General features: G+C 42.9%; 14 protein-coding genes. 6 read left to right on the top strand and 8 right to left on the bottom strand.

The window, feature by feature from the left end; genetic code table 11:
- Positions 1 to 139 precede the first annotated feature (139 nt).
- Entirely contained in the window at positions 140 to 547 is a 408-nt protein-coding gene (locus tag PBT90_RS19755) for a Fur family transcriptional regulator (protein ID WP_264808222.1), read from the top strand.
- Here PBT90_RS19755 and PBT90_RS19750 read toward each other — a convergent pair.
- Complete coding sequence (locus tag PBT90_RS19750) at positions 544 to 774, bottom strand: hypothetical protein (RefSeq protein ID WP_264808221.1); 231 nt, start codon at positions 772 to 774, stop codon at positions 544 to 546. The two genes, PBT90_RS19755 and PBT90_RS19750, sit on opposite strands and share 4 nt — an antisense overlap.
- A gap of 247 nt (positions 775 to 1021) precedes the next feature.
- Between PBT90_RS19750 and PBT90_RS19745 the strand changes: the two genes are divergently transcribed.
- Positions 1022 to 1495, top strand: coding sequence for a YcxB family protein (locus PBT90_RS19745; protein WP_264808220.1), 474 nt, complete (start codon positions 1022 to 1024; stop codon positions 1493 to 1495).
- 90 nt (positions 1496 to 1585) lie between these two features.
- Here the strand turns inward: PBT90_RS19745 and PBT90_RS19740 are convergent, their stop codons facing one another.
- Positions 1586 to 4726: a S41 family peptidase gene (locus PBT90_RS19740; RefSeq protein WP_270130788.1), complete on the bottom strand. Its 3141-nt coding sequence runs from the start codon at positions 4724 to 4726 to the stop codon at positions 1586 to 1588.
- 110 nt (positions 4727 to 4836) lie between these two features.
- Positions 4837 to 5343: a fasciclin domain-containing protein gene (locus tag PBT90_RS19735; RefSeq protein ID WP_264808218.1), complete on the bottom strand. Its 507-nt coding sequence runs from the start codon at positions 5341 to 5343 to the stop codon at positions 4837 to 4839.
- A 169-nt stretch (positions 5344 to 5512) separates the two neighbouring features.
- Here PBT90_RS19735 and rlmH point away from each other — a divergent pair, with 169 nt between their 5' ends.
- Together rlmH and PBT90_RS19725 are read left to right on the top strand one after the other, a co-directional pair.
- The gene (gene rlmH / locus PBT90_RS19730; RefSeq protein ID WP_264808217.1) at positions 5513 to 5986 is read left to right on the top strand and encodes a 23S rRNA (pseudouridine(1915)-N(3))-methyltransferase RlmH; all 474 of its coding nucleotides are present in this window, start codon (positions 5513 to 5515) and stop codon (positions 5984 to 5986) included.
- A gap of 184 nt (positions 5987 to 6170) precedes the next feature.
- Positions 6171 to 6992 carry a hypothetical protein gene (locus tag PBT90_RS19725; protein WP_264808216.1) on the top strand — a complete coding sequence of 274 codons (822 nt, stop codon included), beginning with the start codon at positions 6171 to 6173 and terminating at the stop codon, positions 6990 to 6992.
- Between the two features lie 264 nt (positions 6993 to 7256).
- Here PBT90_RS19725 and PBT90_RS19720 read toward each other — a convergent pair whose 3' ends face one another.
- From PBT90_RS19720 to PBT90_RS19710, 3 genes are read right to left on the bottom strand one after another with little or no spacing between them, the layout of a single operon-like run.
- A complete protein-coding gene (locus PBT90_RS19720) occupies positions 7257 to 7772 on the bottom strand; it encodes an FKBP-type peptidyl-prolyl cis-trans isomerase (protein ID WP_264808215.1) in 516 nt (171 codons plus the stop codon).
- A 17-nt stretch (positions 7773 to 7789) separates the two neighbouring features.
- Positions 7790 to 9493, bottom strand: coding sequence for a capsule assembly Wzi family protein (locus PBT90_RS19715; RefSeq protein ID WP_264808214.1), 1704 nt, complete (start codon positions 9491 to 9493; stop codon positions 7790 to 7792).
- Positions 9494 to 9495: 2 nt separating this feature from the next.
- Positions 9496 to 10161 carry a hypothetical protein gene (locus tag PBT90_RS19710; protein ID WP_264808213.1) on the bottom strand — a complete coding sequence of 222 codons (666 nt, stop codon included), beginning with the start codon at positions 10159 to 10161 and terminating at the stop codon, positions 9496 to 9498.
- Between the two features lie 136 nt (positions 10162 to 10297).
- Between PBT90_RS19710 and wecB the strand changes: the two genes are divergently transcribed.
- Complete coding sequence (gene wecB, locus PBT90_RS19705; RefSeq protein ID WP_264808212.1) at positions 10298 to 11401, top strand: non-hydrolyzing UDP-N-acetylglucosamine 2-epimerase; 1104 nt, start codon at positions 10298 to 10300, stop codon at positions 11399 to 11401.
- Positions 11398 to 11886: a cupin domain-containing protein gene (locus tag PBT90_RS19700; RefSeq protein ID WP_270130783.1), complete on the top strand. Its 489-nt coding sequence runs from the start codon at positions 11398 to 11400 to the stop codon at positions 11884 to 11886. Before wecB ends, PBT90_RS19700 begins: the two co-directional genes overlap by 4 nt.
- 69 nt (positions 11887 to 11955) lie before the next feature.
- On the opposite strand, the gene PBT90_RS19695 is transcribed toward PBT90_RS19700, so the two are convergent.
- Complete coding sequence (locus tag PBT90_RS19695) at positions 11956 to 14832, bottom strand: TonB-dependent receptor (RefSeq protein WP_270130781.1); 2877 nt, start codon at positions 14830 to 14832, stop codon at positions 11956 to 11958.
- 100 nt (positions 14833 to 14932) lie between these two features.
- Complete coding sequence (locus tag PBT90_RS19690; protein ID WP_270130779.1) at positions 14933 to 16165, bottom strand: autotransporter outer membrane beta-barrel domain-containing protein; 1233 nt, start codon at positions 16163 to 16165, stop codon at positions 14933 to 14935.
- Between the last annotated feature and the right edge of the window lie 130 nt (positions 16166 to 16295).

Below are 16295 nucleotides of genomic sequence, written 5' to 3'. Positions count from 1 at the left end.
CCACTGCCCACAGCGCGTTGAAAGAAACCTTAACCCATAATTTCTCTAGCTACTGGTAAGAAAGCGGATATCCATATCGGTATTTAATTCGATTCGCTTGAAATCAATTTTTGCTTAGTTTTGTTTGAAATACATGCATATGACCAGCCCATTAACCATACTACAAAATCACAAACTCCGAATAACCGATTGCCGGCAGGAAATCATCCGGGAATTTCTGGATAAGCAAGTGGCACTTGCCCATTCAGATCTAGAGGAATCCTTAGACAGTCAGTTTGATAGAGTTACCATCTACAGGACACTGAATACTTTTTTGGAAAGCGATATTATTCACAAGGTCTTGGACGATAGCGGCGCCACCAAATACGCACTTTGTACCCATGAGGAGGAAAACCATAGTCATGAGCATGTACACTTTAAGTGTGAAAATTGTGGGGAAACTATTTGTCTGGAAGACATCACGCTGCCGGCTGTAAGTCTCCCAAAAGGCTTTAAGAAAAAAGAAATGAGTCTCTTGGTGCAGGGAACCTGCGACAAGTGTAATTAAAACTCCACCGGCTCCGGGATTTTGCGTCCTTTGGGCGAGTCGCTGGGCCAGATCACACCAGGCGGTAAATCAATTTTGGGCGGGGTGAAGTCTTCTATTCCTCCGTCTCCGTCATCCTCATTTTTACCACCACTTTTCATGGACCTTCTGGTCATAGTTGCCAAGACATACACGAATACCACGTATGCCGCCGCGAAAAGAATAAGATCTATTATTAGGCTATCCATAGTGAAAAATTTCAAATAAGATAATCGAATACCTTTAGTAAATCAATGGTCTAGGCGATTTGTTTTGATAAAATCTACTCCTAATCCATTGATTTTAGGATTCTTACTGGTTTATAGCGATCATTCAGCAATCGTACCAACTGGACCACAGGCAGAAGTTCGGGGCCTTGAGCGGCGTATTATGAATTCGTTTGGCTTGTTTAATCCCTTGGATAGGTGGATATTTGCGCTCTGAAAAATAGAAGTGATGATAGTAAAAACAAAAAAATACCAGCTCCCTACTGGTACCTATATTAAAATCGCATTAGCCAACGTATTGAAACAACAGTGGTGGGTAATCCCGATTGCCATAGCCATCATGTGCGGATATTTTTGGATTCCATCCATCTGGTGGATCATAGGCGGATTGCTGGGGTACGGCCTCTACGTATTGTTCTGGGCGATTCAGTTTACCGGCGTAACCCAAATGGAGCAGAATAAAATGATTTTCGAAAAAATGGCTTACGAAATAGATAGCCGTCAGATCCTGATGAAAATCAATCCAAAGCAGGGAATGCCTGTACAATGGAATATGATCAAAAGCGCCCAGATCAAAAATGAAGCGTACTTACTGTACCTCTCCAAGGCCCAATTCATCCATCTCCCCTTCCGGATTTTCAATTCTGAAAATGAGCGGAAGTTTTTGGAGACCATCCTGAAGAGAAAAGAGCTGATGAAATAAGCTGACCCCATATTCATGCAAAAGCCTCCCTTTCTGGGGAGGCTTTTGCATTTAGCGCCAAGTCAACTAAGCTTCGATTATCTGCTGGCTTTATTTCTTCATTTGGTCCATTATCACCTCTATTGCCTTATCAAGTTGCTTTTGATTCCCCTCTAGGCGGTCCACAAAGCTCTCCTCCATTCGGATATCCGGAGCTACGCCTTCCGTCTCTAGATTTCTCCCATCCAAGGTGTAACAGCCCCAGGAAGGCAATCTATAAAACGACCCATCTACCAATCCCTGACCAGAGGTAAATATGATCCAGCGGTAAGTCTCTGTTCCAATTATAGTCCCTAAGCCCAACTCCTTAAAACCAGCCGCAGTCATTTCTGCATCAGAAAGGGACTGCTCGTTTATCAGCAAAACAATTGGCTTATCCGATGGGGAAAAATTGGGTTGGTTGGTCAAAGCTCCGTCCCTATATTTCCACTGCAGATAGCTTCGCTGACTGAGAAACTGAAGTACACGGTCGTGCACATTACCCCCGGTGTTATACCTGAGATCCAAAATCAGCCCATCCCGATCTGCTTTGTTTGAAACCATATATTCTAGGAAATGCTGGAGTTCTCCACCGCTCATATTTTTCATATGCACATAGGAGATTTTATTGTCTGCTTTCTCATCCACATAGGCCTCATTGCTATCCATCCACTCGTCATATAGCCAGGTTCTCATCGCAAAATAGGAAGCCGGATGAACCTTTACTTTCAGCTGTTCTCCATCCCTTTGAAAAGTCAACTCCAGTTCCTCAGCAAGAGTTGGAGAAGAAAAATAGAACTCCCGGTTTATAGACTTATCCACATTTATTCCATTCACAGCAAGGAGCTCATCACCTGGCTTCACTGGCACTGGATCCAGATCAAGTGGACTGTCCGCCAATACCCTATCTACTACGAATGGGGCATCATTTTTAAAAACAATTCCGGTTTCCATAGATCTAGCTCCAAGGTAGATTCTCTCTTCAGCGCCACTAGTATTGAAGCCAAAGTGTGAGGTATTTAATTCACCTAGCATTTCGTTGAAAATCACAGAAAGATTAGCTCTGCTGCGTACAAAAGGCAGAAATTGTGCATACCTATCCCGAAGTTCCTGCCAATTTTGACCATGAAAATCTCCGTCATAGAAGTTTTGCTCCATGCCTGCCCAAGCCTCATAATACATCTGCTCAAATTCATTCTGTAGATTTTTTGAGAATGAATGCTCCAGTTTAATCTCCTCTGTTTTATTGCTTGCCGGGTCAAAAGTATGCAGCTTTCCACCGGAGGTTAAGTACAATTTATCCTTCGCTACTACGATATCAAAACCGCCCATTCGCTGATCAGAGACTTTTTCGGTCTTTGTTTTTTCAAAGTCCTCCAAGGTAGTTTTCCACATCTTAGACGTACCCTCATCATGATTGGAAATGTAAAATACCATGGTTTTCCCCTTCTTTTGATACACATATGGATCAGCTTGCTGCCCAAAGGAAGGCCCGATCAACTCCAGCCTGTCCATGAAGTTACCTGTACTGATTTTCACTTGTACCGATTTATCCTCTTTTTCATCTCCTTTGTCGTTGTCCTCTTTTTCTTCCTCTGCAAAAAGCTCCTCTACCTTATCCGACTCAAAAATCTCTGAAAACTTCTCCAGCTTCATCCTATAAAGATGAGCCTCAGTGGTACCGTAAGGATAGCTTGGCTGAGTACGGTCACTGGTGAAATAGATGTATTTGCCATCCGGAGACCATACTGGGTTGGTTTCTGTAACGCGGGTTTGGGTCAAATTAATCACCTTAGCTGAAGGCCTATGGTATACCATTACTTCGCGCTCGAAATTTCGGATGGGTGAGAACACCACGTATGCATCATCAGGTGAGAAATAGGCACTAGGTGTATAAAGCCCCCAAAGCTCATCTTCCACCAGAGTTTTGCTCTCCATAGTCTTTAGATCAATTTCCCGCACTTCATTCCTTCCACTGATGTAAAGCCCCAAAGTTCTATCTTCATTTAGCGTGAGATTTCTATTCTTATCTTGATCTGAGGTCAATTGCTTTTCATCCTCCGGATTTTGGGCAGAAATGGTAAAAAGATTATGATAACCCTTGACTGTGCGGGTGTAAAGCAGGGATTCATTATCAGACATCCACTTCACCTCTTCCACAGCTTCCTTGGCATGGGTAGGGATTTGCTTGATAAACTTGCCTTTAACATCAGAAATAAAAAGAACACCACGGGAAACAAAAGCAATTTTCTTCCCATCAGGAGACACATCGAAGTAACTTACATTTCCCGATACGGACCTAGAGATATCCTTTGCCAATGTCTGGTTCTGGAAAAGTGAGAATGCTGGCTGGATAGTCTCACCTGTAGCCACATCATACACGTGGATCTGATAATCTTTTTGGAAAACAACTTTCTGACCATTGGCACTGACTTTTGGCCACATGATCGAACTGGTAAAGTCTGTGAGCTGGGTCTTTACGCCATTTTTGAAAGTATAAAGGTTGTATTCCCCATTTGCTTCATCTGACATGAAATAGACATTCCCCTCTTGGTCTATCGTCACTCCAAAGTCTTTTCCCTCATAATCTGTGTACTGTTTATACGCTTTGGTCTCCGGGTTATAGGATTTGATATCGGGATTATACTCCCCTTTATAGCGCTTGCGGATCGCAAACCTTTTACTTTCCCAGCTTTCATTGAAAAATACTTCGCCGGTTGTAGGGCTCACCGCAGTGTTATGTACGGTATTGAAATAATGTGGGAAAAGCCGCTTTGGCGTACTTCCATCTACAGCAATCTCAAAAGTTGTATAAGTATTATACCTGCCTGAGCTAAAGTAAATCTTCTGACTATCCCAGCTCCAGGACTCCACTTCATCTGCTGCTTCATGGTAGGTAAGCTGAAGTATCTCACCGCCTTCCAGCGGCATGATGAAAACATCTTTGTTGCCATATTGCTCGGCCGAAAAAGCCAGCCATTTTCCATCTGGAGAAACTGCAGGATTGGTTTCCTCTCCTTCCATAGCAGTAATCCTAGCGGATTCCCCTCCTGCAGCTGGTACTTTCCAAAGATCACCCTCATAGCTAAAGATCACGGTCTGTCCATCAGGGGTAAGCGTAGGGTTGAATGTGAAAAAGGGGGATACTTCGGATTGTCCATTTACAAGGTAAGTGGAGCACATCCAAAGGACTAAGAGTGAATAAAATTTCATTAGGGTGATGGTTTTAGAGTTTGCATTCTAAAGATAAAAAACCAAACCCATAAAAAAGAGGCTGCCAAAATCTTTTGGAACAGCCTCTAAACACTAACCCTCAACAAAATTTACATTGGCGGCATGATCACCGTGTCTATGATGTGCACTACACCATTGTCCGCTTCAATATCAGCAGTGGTGACCGTTGCATTATTGACCATGGCTTTACCGTCCATCAAGGTCACTTTGATCGAGCTTCCCTCAGCGGTTTTCGCCATTTGACCATTTTTCAGGTCAGCCGACATCACTTTTCCCGGTACCACATGGTAGGTAAGGATCTTGACCAGTTGGGCTTTATTTTCAGGCTTCAATAGGTTTTCTACAGTCCCTTCAGGAAGCTTAGCAAAAGCTTCATTGGTAGGGGCAAAAACGGTAAATGGTCCATCACCTTGGAGTGTTTCTACCAAATCACCAGCTTTAACAGCAGCTACTAGAGTGGTTAAAAAATCCTGTGATGCAGCTAATTCCACGATGTCCGCATCAAACTTGGTTTCGTGTACGCTGTTCGTTTTTAATGTAAATGAAGAAGCCACTACTAATAGCATCATCATAAACGCAATTCCTGTTTTTTTCATGGTAGTTAATTGTTTAGTTTTTTTATTGGTTTACTACCACCTAACAGCCCATGTAAGTAATTGTTTGTCAATTTTTTACAAATTTTATAAAAACCCCTCGAAAGCTACTTATAGCTCTAAACACCAGCATTATTTTTCTGTGTACGGGAGAATTTTCAGATATTTGAACATGCAAATCAAACTGATCGCAATCGGAAAAACTGACCACAAGGCTATTAACGAACTCATAGCTGAGTATTCGAAGCGACTCAATTTTTATATCAAGTTTGAAGTGGAAGTGATTCCGGACATCAAAAACACCAAATCACTTTCTGAAGCTTTGCAAAAGGAGAAAGAAGGCGAGCTTATCCTCAAAAAAACAATACCATCTGACGATCTCATTTTGCTGGATGAGCGAGGCAAAAGCTACACTTCCATGGATTTTTCGGCATTTATTCAGAAAAAAATGAATGCCGGCCTGAAGCAATTAATATTCGTGATCGGCGGACCTTACGGATTCTCAGACGCTGTGTACTCCCGAGCCAACGGAAAGCTTTCCATTTCCAAAATGACATTTTCCCATCAGATGATCCGACCATTTTTTATCGAGCAGCTTTATCGTGGATTTACTATCCTGAGAAACGAGCCTTATCACCACGAATAGCCCTTCCAATTTTTTGCACAGATCCGCGCCACTTGTACCTCAAACTACCTGATCACAAGGCGGTAAGTGAAGTAATCACATTTCCCCAATGTTAAGTTTTGGGGTTTTTCATGCTTTAATGTTACCAAATTGTTAACTTTACGTAACATTGACCGTACAAAAGGTAACATTAGCTTCATTCTAGGTGAAAAAATTTCTTCTCACATATTTTCTAATCTCTGCCCTTGGCTTTATTGCACAAGGCCAGGAGAGTATTGAAAATCCGGAGGAGTTGACTTTTGAAAACAAATCAGAAAAAGCACTTTGGGTCGAAGGCCAAGAAGATCCTTACTATCTGTTCAGGGCAGTGCAGGCAGATGAGCAATTGTCCGATGAAAACTGGAAGGTTTTGGTCCAGGATCTGGACAAAAGATTTAATAAAAAAGGTGCAGATTATAAGCTTTTAAGGAAGGTATTTGAAAAATCCCACCAAAGGCTCTTCCAAACCTACGAGCAGCACTCCACCTTCAACACCATGCTGACAGCTGGAAAATACGACTGTGTGAGTGCTTCTGCAGCATTGGGGCTATTATTGGACCGTTATGGTTTTGAGTTTGATATTGTCGAAACCGACTATCATGTTTTCATCAGAGTGAATTTTGAAGGAAAAGACATTATCCTGGAGAGCACTTTACCTGTGGGTGGTATGATGACTGCTCCCTCTGAAGTGGCTGAATATCTGGAAAGCTATCAACCTGTGGCTAGTGCCACCTTGCAAGCTGTGGATAAGCGACTGGGTGCTCCGAAAAACGAACTTTGGGACAATGCAGTATTCAGAAAGGTGAACTTGAAGCAACTAGCAGGATTACAATATTACAATGATGCCATTTCACTTTTCAACCAGCAGGAATATCAGTATGCCAGTGCACAGCTTCAGAAAGCATTAGAATTGTATAATTCTGAAAGAATAGAAGGCCTTAAGGCACTCGCTGAAGACCAAATCCAATACACGGCAAGTTCTAAATAAAAATGACCTCCAAAATCTTGGAGGCCTACACTGCCGGATTAATCACCCCTAATTTTCCGAACAGACCAGTAAAAAGTTGTTCTCAGTAAACCTGAATGCTCCTTATGCCATGAAGGCAATAAAGAATCCAAGTAAAGCCAATCGCTTCAGAAGTTTGATATATTTTTCCTCCATCTGTACCCGCTTCTTTACTCAAATGTAAATTCAAACTCCCGCTAGCCCTATACGACAAATGCCCTATTCAATGAACAGGGCATTAGTGTTTCAATGGTGGTGGTGTCCGTCCGGACCATGCACATGGCCATGCTCTAGCTCTTCGGGTTGAGCATCACGCACAGCTATTACCTTACCGTCAAACTGCAGGTCATAGCCAGCCAATGGGGGATTGAAATCCATGTGTACGCCTATGTAGTCTATTTTCATGATCTCACCACGGATCTGACGGCCTTGATCATCTTGCATGGGGATCACATTTCCTACGCGGAGTAGCTCTTTACTGTCTTTCCCTTTTTGCTTAAAGTTAGCCTTAGGAATAATGGTCTTTTTCTCCTCCATGTAATCCCCGTAGGCATGCTCAAAGTCCAAAAAAACCGAAAACTCATCCCCTGCAGATTTCCCTATCAGCGCATCTTCGAATTTTGGAAAGACTTCTCCCGCCCCAAGGAGAAAGTAAAACGGCTTGTTTTCAGGTACAGTCTCATAGTGCTCCATGCCAGACTCACCGTCATCTACCTTTAGGCTGTAGGAAATCCCTACTACTTTATTTTTCTCGATTACCATTATTTAAAAGCTAATTCTTATTGAAACATGTAAGCCAAGCCAACCTGACCCACAAAGTTTTTTCTATCGTATCCCGGCACAAAGTACTGGTCTGGGTTATTCTCTAAATACCACTTGTAGTTTAAGGTATTCACATACTGCAATCTCGCATTCAAAAGCACATTACCAAATCTCCAATCTCCGATTAAAGAAGGTACCAGATCTACGTATTTATTTCTCCAGTCTTTAGACGCTTCATATCGGTAATAATAAAAGTCATTATTGTAAACGATACGCTCCATCTGAAAGCCTATCCGGTTCATTTTATTTACCCAGGCAAATTCCACAAAAATCACGTTGCTACCCGGGCCGTTTCCCGCCCCCAAAACCTGACCATTGTGGGTGTATCCATCTACCACATGGTCATGAATATACCAAGTTTTCAGATCCCGAATGTCTTCCCGGATAGTCTGTCCTGTCTGGGTCATCTCTGAGCTGAGCTGAAAATAATGGCCGGGCTTTTTCAATTCCATCAAATGGGAAAAACCAAAGGTGAAGGCTCTGCCTGACTCTGGCGTAATGAGAAAATCGCCTAGCCGCCGGTCATTGTCCCGCGTACCGTATTCTCCATAAAACTCAAAATTACCTGCAGCGCTCAACCATCTAAAAAACCCTGAACTAAACTGCTGACGCTTTTCCTGAATGGGGTCAACAATATTTTCAGCCTTTTTGCGCCCATTGAATACAGGGATTATATCGCCCAGCGTAGACACATCATCTCTATACATCTGGCTCGTAGATCCATAACCCAAGAATAGACCTGGTACCCATTTAGGCTGATAGGTAAAAACTACACCCGAAAGCAAACGCTTGTTATCCTCTGGTTTTGGGATATAGACGTTATTTTCCTGGATATTATAGTCAGAAAGTGGCGGCAAAAATCCGGAAGAACTCGGAAAACCTGTGATATATTGTCCTTCAAAAGAACCAATTTTGGTCTGGACTGGCTTTCTCGTGTTTAATGTAAAGTGCAGAAAACCAGGAGCATTGTTACCCAACAACAAAGAATTTCGTCGTCCTGGACCCCACCAGAGATTTTCTGACGATAAGCCTACAGAATATTCTTTATAATTTAATCTAATACTAGACTGACCGAGGTAAGCCTGATTATATGCATCATCCCCAAATCGCTCCGGCATATCTATGCGGTTCATATATTCATAATAGAATAAAATGGTGGCTTGATGCTCAATAGGAAACCCTTTGTAATCCTTATTTTGCGCCATGAGCAGTTCTGGCTGAAACTGCACACTCAGGGGGCCATATTCTAGATAGGCCCCTGGGCTCAAAATAGCCTGAATGCCACGGTTGGGAATAAATGCCCCATCATTTACACCAAAGGCATAAGTGGAGTTATACTGTGTTTTGAGCGTTACCGGAAGCAGTAAAAACTTGCCCTTATTATCTTTCCCAAATCTGGTATTGACTTTGGACAAATCCATATCTACCACAGAACTGTCCAGATCAAATCCATCTTGCATCCCAAAAGCCTCCACGGGATAAAGTGGTCTGATCATAAAGGAAGACGCAGAATCAACTTTACCCAGTAACTGTGCCCTACGCAGGTAATCATCCAGAACCGGCATCCCCAGCGGAACGGTCTGAGCCAAAATTGGCGAGTTGAGCGCTAAAAGTAAGCACACTCCAAAAATACTTTTCAATATAGTGTCAGTCTTGAACATGCTCATTTCACAATTAGGGCTTCTACAGTGATTTCTGCCAGAGACCAGGATTCGTCACAAAAAGGGTCAGGAGAGTTTTCAGCAACCAAATCAGAGTTCATGTAAATTCTTGCGGAGGAATTGCTGTGTTCAATAATCTTGGAAATACTGTATCTAGAAGTATAATTGGCTACTGGTCCAAAAATACAAAGTCCGGGCAAGTTGGTCTGAACCGCCCCGGATTTAGGTACATTCTGTTTGAAATAATTGTCCGGGTAGGACTGGTAAAGACAATAGGTGGATTCACATGGAGTATTGGAAAAAGTAGTTCTAAAAACCTCCTCCGAATCTACCCCAAAAAACCACTGATCCGGCCCACTACCATAGCCAGACTGATTTCCATCCCAGCTATCGTGAATCAGCACATCTATGGTCACTTTCAACATATTATGTGAAGGCAGACCAGAAAGGTTTACGGCTATTTCTTCATTGTGATAATAACCTACCACAGTGTCATTTTCAAATATCTGAAGCCTGCCGTTTTCAAACCCGGCAAGGTCTGCATCTGAGAAATTATTGCTGTATGCTACTACTTCGGACTCCAAAGTATCAGAACAGGAAGCAAAAAAGAGTAGAGACAACCCCAGGAAGAAGAAACTAAATCCCTTGAAGTAGGTAATTGTGTACATTTAAATCTATTAATGAAATAATCAACCTCTGCAAAGAAACAAAAAAGGAGCCAATTAGGCAGTAGGAAAAGAAAGGTAATTTCACTCCCCAGCTGCTAAAGGATTGCTTATTTTTGGGTCAAATCAAAGCATAGCTATGACCAGTTTTACTATTGTCGCAGGAGCTCGACCAAACTTCATGAAGATCGCTCCCATTATTCACCAGTTGATCCAAAAGAAAAAAGAAGGTATCCCGGTAGATTATAGGCTGGTGCATACGGGTCAGCACTATGACAAAAAAATGTCTGGCGACTTTTTTGAGCAACTCAACATCCCTGAACCAGATGCCAATTTAGGTGGAGGCGGTGGTACGCAGGCAGAACAGACAGCTGCCATTATGGTGGCTTTTGAAAAAGAATTGCTCGCTAATCGCCCAGACATCGTGCTGGTGGTGGGAGATGTGACCAGTACGCTGGCATGCTCTATTACTGCCAAAAAACTTCAGGTGGATGTAGCCCATGTAGAGGGTGGTATTCGCTCCGGTGACCTTTCCATGCCGGAGGAAATCAACAGAATGGTCACTGATAGCATCACCGATCATTTTTTCACCACCAGTGAAAAAGCGAATGAAAACTTACGTAAAAGTGGATTTGAGGAATCAAAGATCCATTTTGTGGGCAACACCATGATCGATACTCTGATGGCTCAGCTACCAAGATTTCAAAAGCCTGAAGGGGATATTTTTGATAAGCTTCAGCCTGGACAATATTTCGTGATGACTATGCACCGCCCTGCCAATGTGGATCAGGAGCATAAACTCAAAGCCATGATTGAGGCCATTCTGGAGGGAACGGCTGGACTGCCGATTATTTTCCCCGTACATCCGAGAACTGCTAAAAACCTTCAATCCCTAGGCATCCATGCCTCCAATCTTCTGATGAGCGATCCTTTGGGATATTTAGAATTCAACTATCTGGTGAAAAATGCCAAAGGAGTCATCACCGACTCTGGAGGAATCACCGAAGAAGCTTCAGTTATGAACGTCCCCTGCATTACACTCAGGGACAATACAGAGCGACCGGAGACCATAGAATTAGGAACTAATGAACTTGTAGGGACTGACCCCGCCAAACTAAAACCATACCTGGACAAAATAATGGCTGGGGATTGGAAAAAATACCAGGAAATTCCACTTTGGGATGGAAAGACAGCTGAGCGAATTGTGGATATTTTAATCAAAGCGTATCCAAGTTCCCAATGAACCAAAATCAACGAATCGAATTCCTAGTGGAAAAAATGGATCTCCTACCTCATCCAGAAGGTGGGTTTTACAAGGAAACCTATAGATCAACCCAGACTTTGGTTACAGAGGCAGGTGAGCGGAACCTGGTGACAGTAATCTATTTTCTACTGACCTCTGAGAATGTTTCCAGATTCCACAGGATCAAAAGCGATGAGCATTGGTTTTTCCATGAAGGAAGTCCGCTCAGTATTCATTTGCTCACAGCCTATGGGCATGAAGTACTCAAACTAGGATTGCCTGGAAGGGATCTACAATGCGCTCCACAACAACTGGTAAAAGCAGACAGCATTTTTGGAAGCACTGTAGATGAGGAAAACAGTTATGCGCTAGTGTCCTGTGTAGTCTCCCCAGGATTTGATTTTAAGGATTTTGAGCTTTTTTCAGCAGATCAACTACTTCAAAAGTATCCCAAATCAGAAGAAATCATCCGAAGATTAACCTAGGCAAGTTCCCTAGAAAAAATAAAAAAGGCTCCGAGTCCGGAGCCTTTTTCTATTATGTTAGTTTGTTTCCTAGAATGAAAACGCCACTCTAAAGTTCACTTTGGTACCAGGAGAAAGACTAGAGAAGATTTGATCTTCTGCCTGATAGGATTGGAAGACATATTCTTTTCTTGAATTTAAAATATTCTGTACACCCATACCGGCCTGAATTCTTTCATCTGCACCGAAGGTCTTGTTGATATTCAAGTTCAAGCTATTGAATGGCACTGAATACGTATCAGTTCTATTACCAAAGCCTACATATTGGAGAGAAGAACCTTGCACATTATAGTAGATCCCAGCTTCCCAGCCAGTCACATAAGACTGGTAGTTTAAGCCTGTATTGATCAAGTATGGAGCCTGACCTGCCATATCGCGCGTGTCGTCTATGACTTGACCTTCTCTGGCCGTAAGTGTTCTAGATCTGAATTCAGATTCGGACATTTCGATCTGAGACTTGGTCACAGTCACGTTAGTATTCCATGACAAGTTCTCCAGCGCAGGAGTGATGAACTTCAGATTTCTTCTGAATTCCAACTCCAAACCTGCCACCGTACCATCACCTACATTTCTAGGCTGGAAGGTTCCTGGATCTGCAAGGAACTGAACCATTTCTATCGGCTTGTCAAATGTCTTATAGAAAGCACTTACGGAAACCATCTGACCTCTATCCTGGAAGGCCTCCCATCTTAGGTCAAAGTTATTCACACGAGTGGAAACCAAATTGCCATCCCAAAGTACCTCTGTTCCGCCATTGGTGGTTTCTGGATACAGTCCCCCAATGAAAGTTCTGCCCGAAATAGGATCCAGGATCTCTGCGTAGGACAATTCTTTGAAAGAAGGCCTAGCGATAGTTCTGGAAGCAGAAGCCCGTAGGTTTTGGTTTTCTTTGATGTTGAAGATCAAGTTTACAGTGGGGAAGAAATCCAGATCATCCAGCATTTCTACCAAATCAAAGTTGATCGTTCCTGTCTGGTTTGTACCGGTATAATACTGATTATATTGCTCCACTCTCAAGCCTAGGATTGCTTTTAGGTTTGCTGCCGGATTGGCCTCCAAGGAAGCATATCCCGCCATGTTGGTAGCGATGGAGTTATATTCATTTGCATTGATAGGAATAAAATCAGCATTGTATCGTACCCCGTTTCTATTGTCAGCTGAGAATAGGTTTTCATCCAGCAATATTTCATTAGGATCTCCGGTGAATTCCGTGTCTCCGGTAGCAAACTGGAAGGATTGAATGTTGAAATCACGCTGCTTGAATACATAATTTCCACCGAACTTCAACTTGCCTTCTCTTGCAAACAAAGAAAGGTTCTTTGCTATGTCTCCCTTGGCCACAATGCTGTACTCCTCTAGATCTCTCCAGATTCTTGCCGGAAGCCCAACTTCGGTAGAAACAGTGTTCGTAGGCTCTCTGAATCGGGTAAATCGTATATCCGGATCTGAGATAGTAGATCTGGTAGGCGCCACTTTCCAGTTGACCTCCCATTCATTTCCATTCAGAAAATGAGTTCCTCCAAGCAAAATGCTGGTCAGTCCTCTTTGACTATATTCCAAGTTATATTGAGATGCCTCAAAGTTTGCTCCAAGGTTCGTATTGATAAAGTTGAATTGACCAGCTTTGGATTCTCCATTTTGGAGGTGCATGATGTTCAGCTTGTACTTGGAGTTGTCAGTTTTTAATGCAATTCCTGCCAAACCTCCTAATAACACATTATTTACACCATAGTCCCCACGCTGTCTCTCAAGTGGCTCTAGCTCTGTGGCTGATGCCTCTCTTGGCTTTGCGTACAGATTGTACTCTGCATCTTGATAAAATTCCGTTTCGTTCTTGTAAGTCAGAGCGAAATTGTACCCCCAAGTCGCCTTTGGCTTTGCAATCTGATTCCCTAAGGAAAAGCTGATTCCCATGTCCATTAAGCTATTGGATCTGTATCCTCCCAGGGTCTTATTAAAGTCACCTAGAATTCGCTGGTACTCCATACCTGCAGGGCCATTTGGATTACCCACAGCATCACCGTACTGAGGTATGTCTGTTCTCCCGTCAGTTGGGATCGCTCTGGTACCATCGTCAAAGCCTAAAAAGTCTGTTTTTCCACCATCATATTTCAGGTAGCTGGAATTGAAGTGCATAGATGGATTGATACCTCCACTCAGGCTCAATCTCATTGTTTTTTCTTCAGGAAAGTCTTTGGTTTCAATATCCACTACACCTCCGGTGAAATCAGCAGGAAGATCCGCAGTGAAGGATTTTGAAACAATAATATTGTCAATCACATTCGTAGGAAAAATATCCATTTGAATGGTATTTCTGTCTGGGTCCAAGCCAGGGATATCTACTCCGTTTAGTACCGTTTTGGTGTATCGATCACCCAGGCCACGAACATAGATGTATTTACCGCCTTCTATGGAAACACCGGTGACACGCTTCACTGCTGAAGCTGCATCCCCATCTCCGATTTGGCGGAATGTGCTGGCCGAAATCCCATCTATCAGGTTGGCCGCATTTCTTTTGACAGACATCAACGCTGCCTCGGTAGTTCTGATTGCAGCTGCTGAAATGGTCACCGTCTCAAGATCTGATGCTTCTTCAGCCATCAATAAATCATTGAGCACATTGACTTCGTCTGCTTTCACTTCTACCTCCGTAAGCTCTATGGTAGAATAAGAGATGTAAGAAAGCTGAAGCGTATAGCTTCCTGGATCTACTTGAATTTCGAATTTGCCATCAAAATCAGTGACAGCACCAGAGGATGTTTCTTTCACTAGAACCGAAACACCAAACAGAGGTTCGCCCGTGATTTCATCGAAGATGGTACCTCGAATTGTTCCTTTTTGGGCAAATGCGAATCCTGCAAACACTTGAGAAAGTACCAGCAGAATGAGTACAAATGTTCTTTTCATGAACTGATTTGTAGATTGATTTTTCATACAGCAATTAATAAAGGGAAGAAGGAAGAAATCACCTTGCAAGCTCATTCTTCCTTCTTTGTGGATTAGAATATTACAGTCCTGAAAGGTTTCCTGCTACGGAAGTCCAAGACCAAGATCCAAAGGCTGAAAGGTCAGCACCTACAGTGTTTGCACCCTCAGCTACACTCATAGCCGAATCAGCAGTACCACCTTTGAACACGTCGGACAATGCCACACCTTCAGCTAGAGTAGCTTCTAGGTTCATGAATTTCAAAGTACCATCTGCATAAGTTGCAAGCGTCTTGTCACCGCTTAGAGAAAGATCTCCACGACCGTCTGTAGCAGCCGGGTCAGGGAAGTTTACAAAGTAGATGTTTTCGAAAGTACCCATGGCGCCATCTCTGAAGTCGCCCATTTCAGCAGCTTCGCTACCGATGATCGTACCGTTCATAAGCGTATGTCCAGCTAGGTAAGAACCTTCAGGTCCGTCGATTTCCAATGCGTGATCAGTCTCGCCACCAGCTACTACTACGAAGTTGTCTAGCGTACCGGCCCAAGCCTGGTCAGTATCCAAAGCATCATCACCTGCATTCCAGACGATCGAATTCTTTACACTTACAGTACCTCCGAACCATTCGATTCCATCATCCTGGTTAGCGATTACTTCTACATTTTCGATTACAGTTCCAGAACCTACACCACCTAGTGTAAGGCCGTTGATTTCGTTTCCTTCTCCGATGTTAGCACCACCGTGACGGATAGAGATGTACTTGATCACGCCTGAGTTATCTTCATCGTCAGAACCACCATATAGGCCGTTAGTATCGGACGGTGGGATACCTTCAATTTGGATTTCAGTCACATCACCAGCGAAAGAGCCTTTGGCATTTCCTAGTACAATAAGACCACCCCAAAGACCAGAAAGATCTGGATCAAGGTTTGGAGAAGCGATCTGACCCGGCATGATTTCATCCGCAATGGTGGTGAAGATGATAGGAGAATCAGCAGTTCCTTGCGCGTCAATTTTAGCACCTCTTGCGATAATCAAGGCAGTAGCATTGGATCCAGATCCAACTTCACCTTTCACTATTACACCTGGCTGAATGGTAAGGGTATTTCCAGAAGTCACTGTGATTCTACCACCTAGCACATACGTTTTGCCTGTTTCCCAAGTAGTATTGGAAGAGATATTGGACTCAACCAATAGTACATCATCCTCTTCAGGATCTACTGGATCTACTGGATTGTCATTTCCATCTACACAGCTAGAGAATCCGATTGCTACAGCTGCAAATAGGAGAAAGAGTGAGTTTAACTTTTTCATTGAGAATTATAATTGATTATGGTTTTGCCTTTATTGACGATGCAAAACTGTATCAATTTTTGACCTCAATAGAATTTTCTGAATTATGGTTTTTTTAAAAAAAGAATCAGAATTTAATATTGGAATAACA

The sequence above is a fragment of the Algoriphagus sp. TR-M9 genome (genome assembly GCF_027594545.1).
Classification (GTDB): domain Bacteria; phylum Bacteroidota; class Bacteroidia; order Cytophagales; family Cyclobacteriaceae; genus Algoriphagus; species Algoriphagus halophytocola.
Note: the sequence above shows the minus strand (reverse complement) of the source record. Positions and strands in the feature narration are given on the sequence as shown.

Excerpts from the sequence above, each read along its gene's own strand:
- PBT90_RS19755 (WP_264808222.1), top strand. The coding sequence starts at position 140 with ATGACCAGCCCATTAACCATACTACAAAATCACAAACTCCGAATAACC.
- PBT90_RS19750 (WP_264808221.1), bottom strand. The coding sequence starts at position 774 with ATGGATAGCCTAATAATAGATCTTATTCTTTTCGCGGCGGCATACGTG.
- PBT90_RS19745 (WP_264808220.1), top strand. The coding sequence starts at position 1,022 with ATGATAGTAAAAACAAAAAAATACCAGCTCCCTACTGGTACCTATATT.
- PBT90_RS19740 (WP_270130788.1), bottom strand. The coding sequence starts at position 4,726 with ATGAAATTTTATTCACTCTTAGTCCTTTGGATGTGCTCCACTTACCTT.
- PBT90_RS19735 (WP_264808218.1), bottom strand. The coding sequence starts at position 5,343 with ATGAAAAAAACAGGAATTGCGTTTATGATGATGCTATTAGTAGTGGCT.
- rlmH (WP_264808217.1), top strand. The coding sequence starts at position 5,513 with ATGCAAATCAAACTGATCGCAATCGGAAAAACTGACCACAAGGCTATT.
- PBT90_RS19720 (WP_264808215.1), bottom strand. The coding sequence starts at position 7,772 with ATGGTAATCGAGAAAAATAAAGTAGTAGGGATTTCCTACAGCCTAAAG.
- PBT90_RS19715 (WP_264808214.1), bottom strand. The coding sequence starts at position 9,493 with ATGTTCAAGACTGACACTATATTGAAAAGTATTTTTGGAGTGTGCTTA.
- PBT90_RS19710 (WP_264808213.1), bottom strand. The coding sequence starts at position 10,161 with ATGTACACAATTACCTACTTCAAGGGATTTAGTTTCTTCTTCCTGGGG.
- wecB (WP_264808212.1), top strand. The coding sequence starts at position 10,298 with ATGACCAGTTTTACTATTGTCGCAGGAGCTCGACCAAACTTCATGAAG.
- PBT90_RS19700 (WP_270130783.1), top strand. The coding sequence starts at position 11,398 with ATGAACCAAAATCAACGAATCGAATTCCTAGTGGAAAAAATGGATCTC.
- PBT90_RS19695 (WP_270130781.1), bottom strand. The coding sequence starts at position 14,832 with ATGAAAAGAACATTTGTACTCATTCTGCTGGTACTTTCTCAAGTGTTT.
- PBT90_RS19690 (WP_270130779.1), bottom strand. The coding sequence starts at position 16,165 with ATGAAAAAGTTAAACTCACTCTTTCTCCTATTTGCAGCTGTAGCAATC.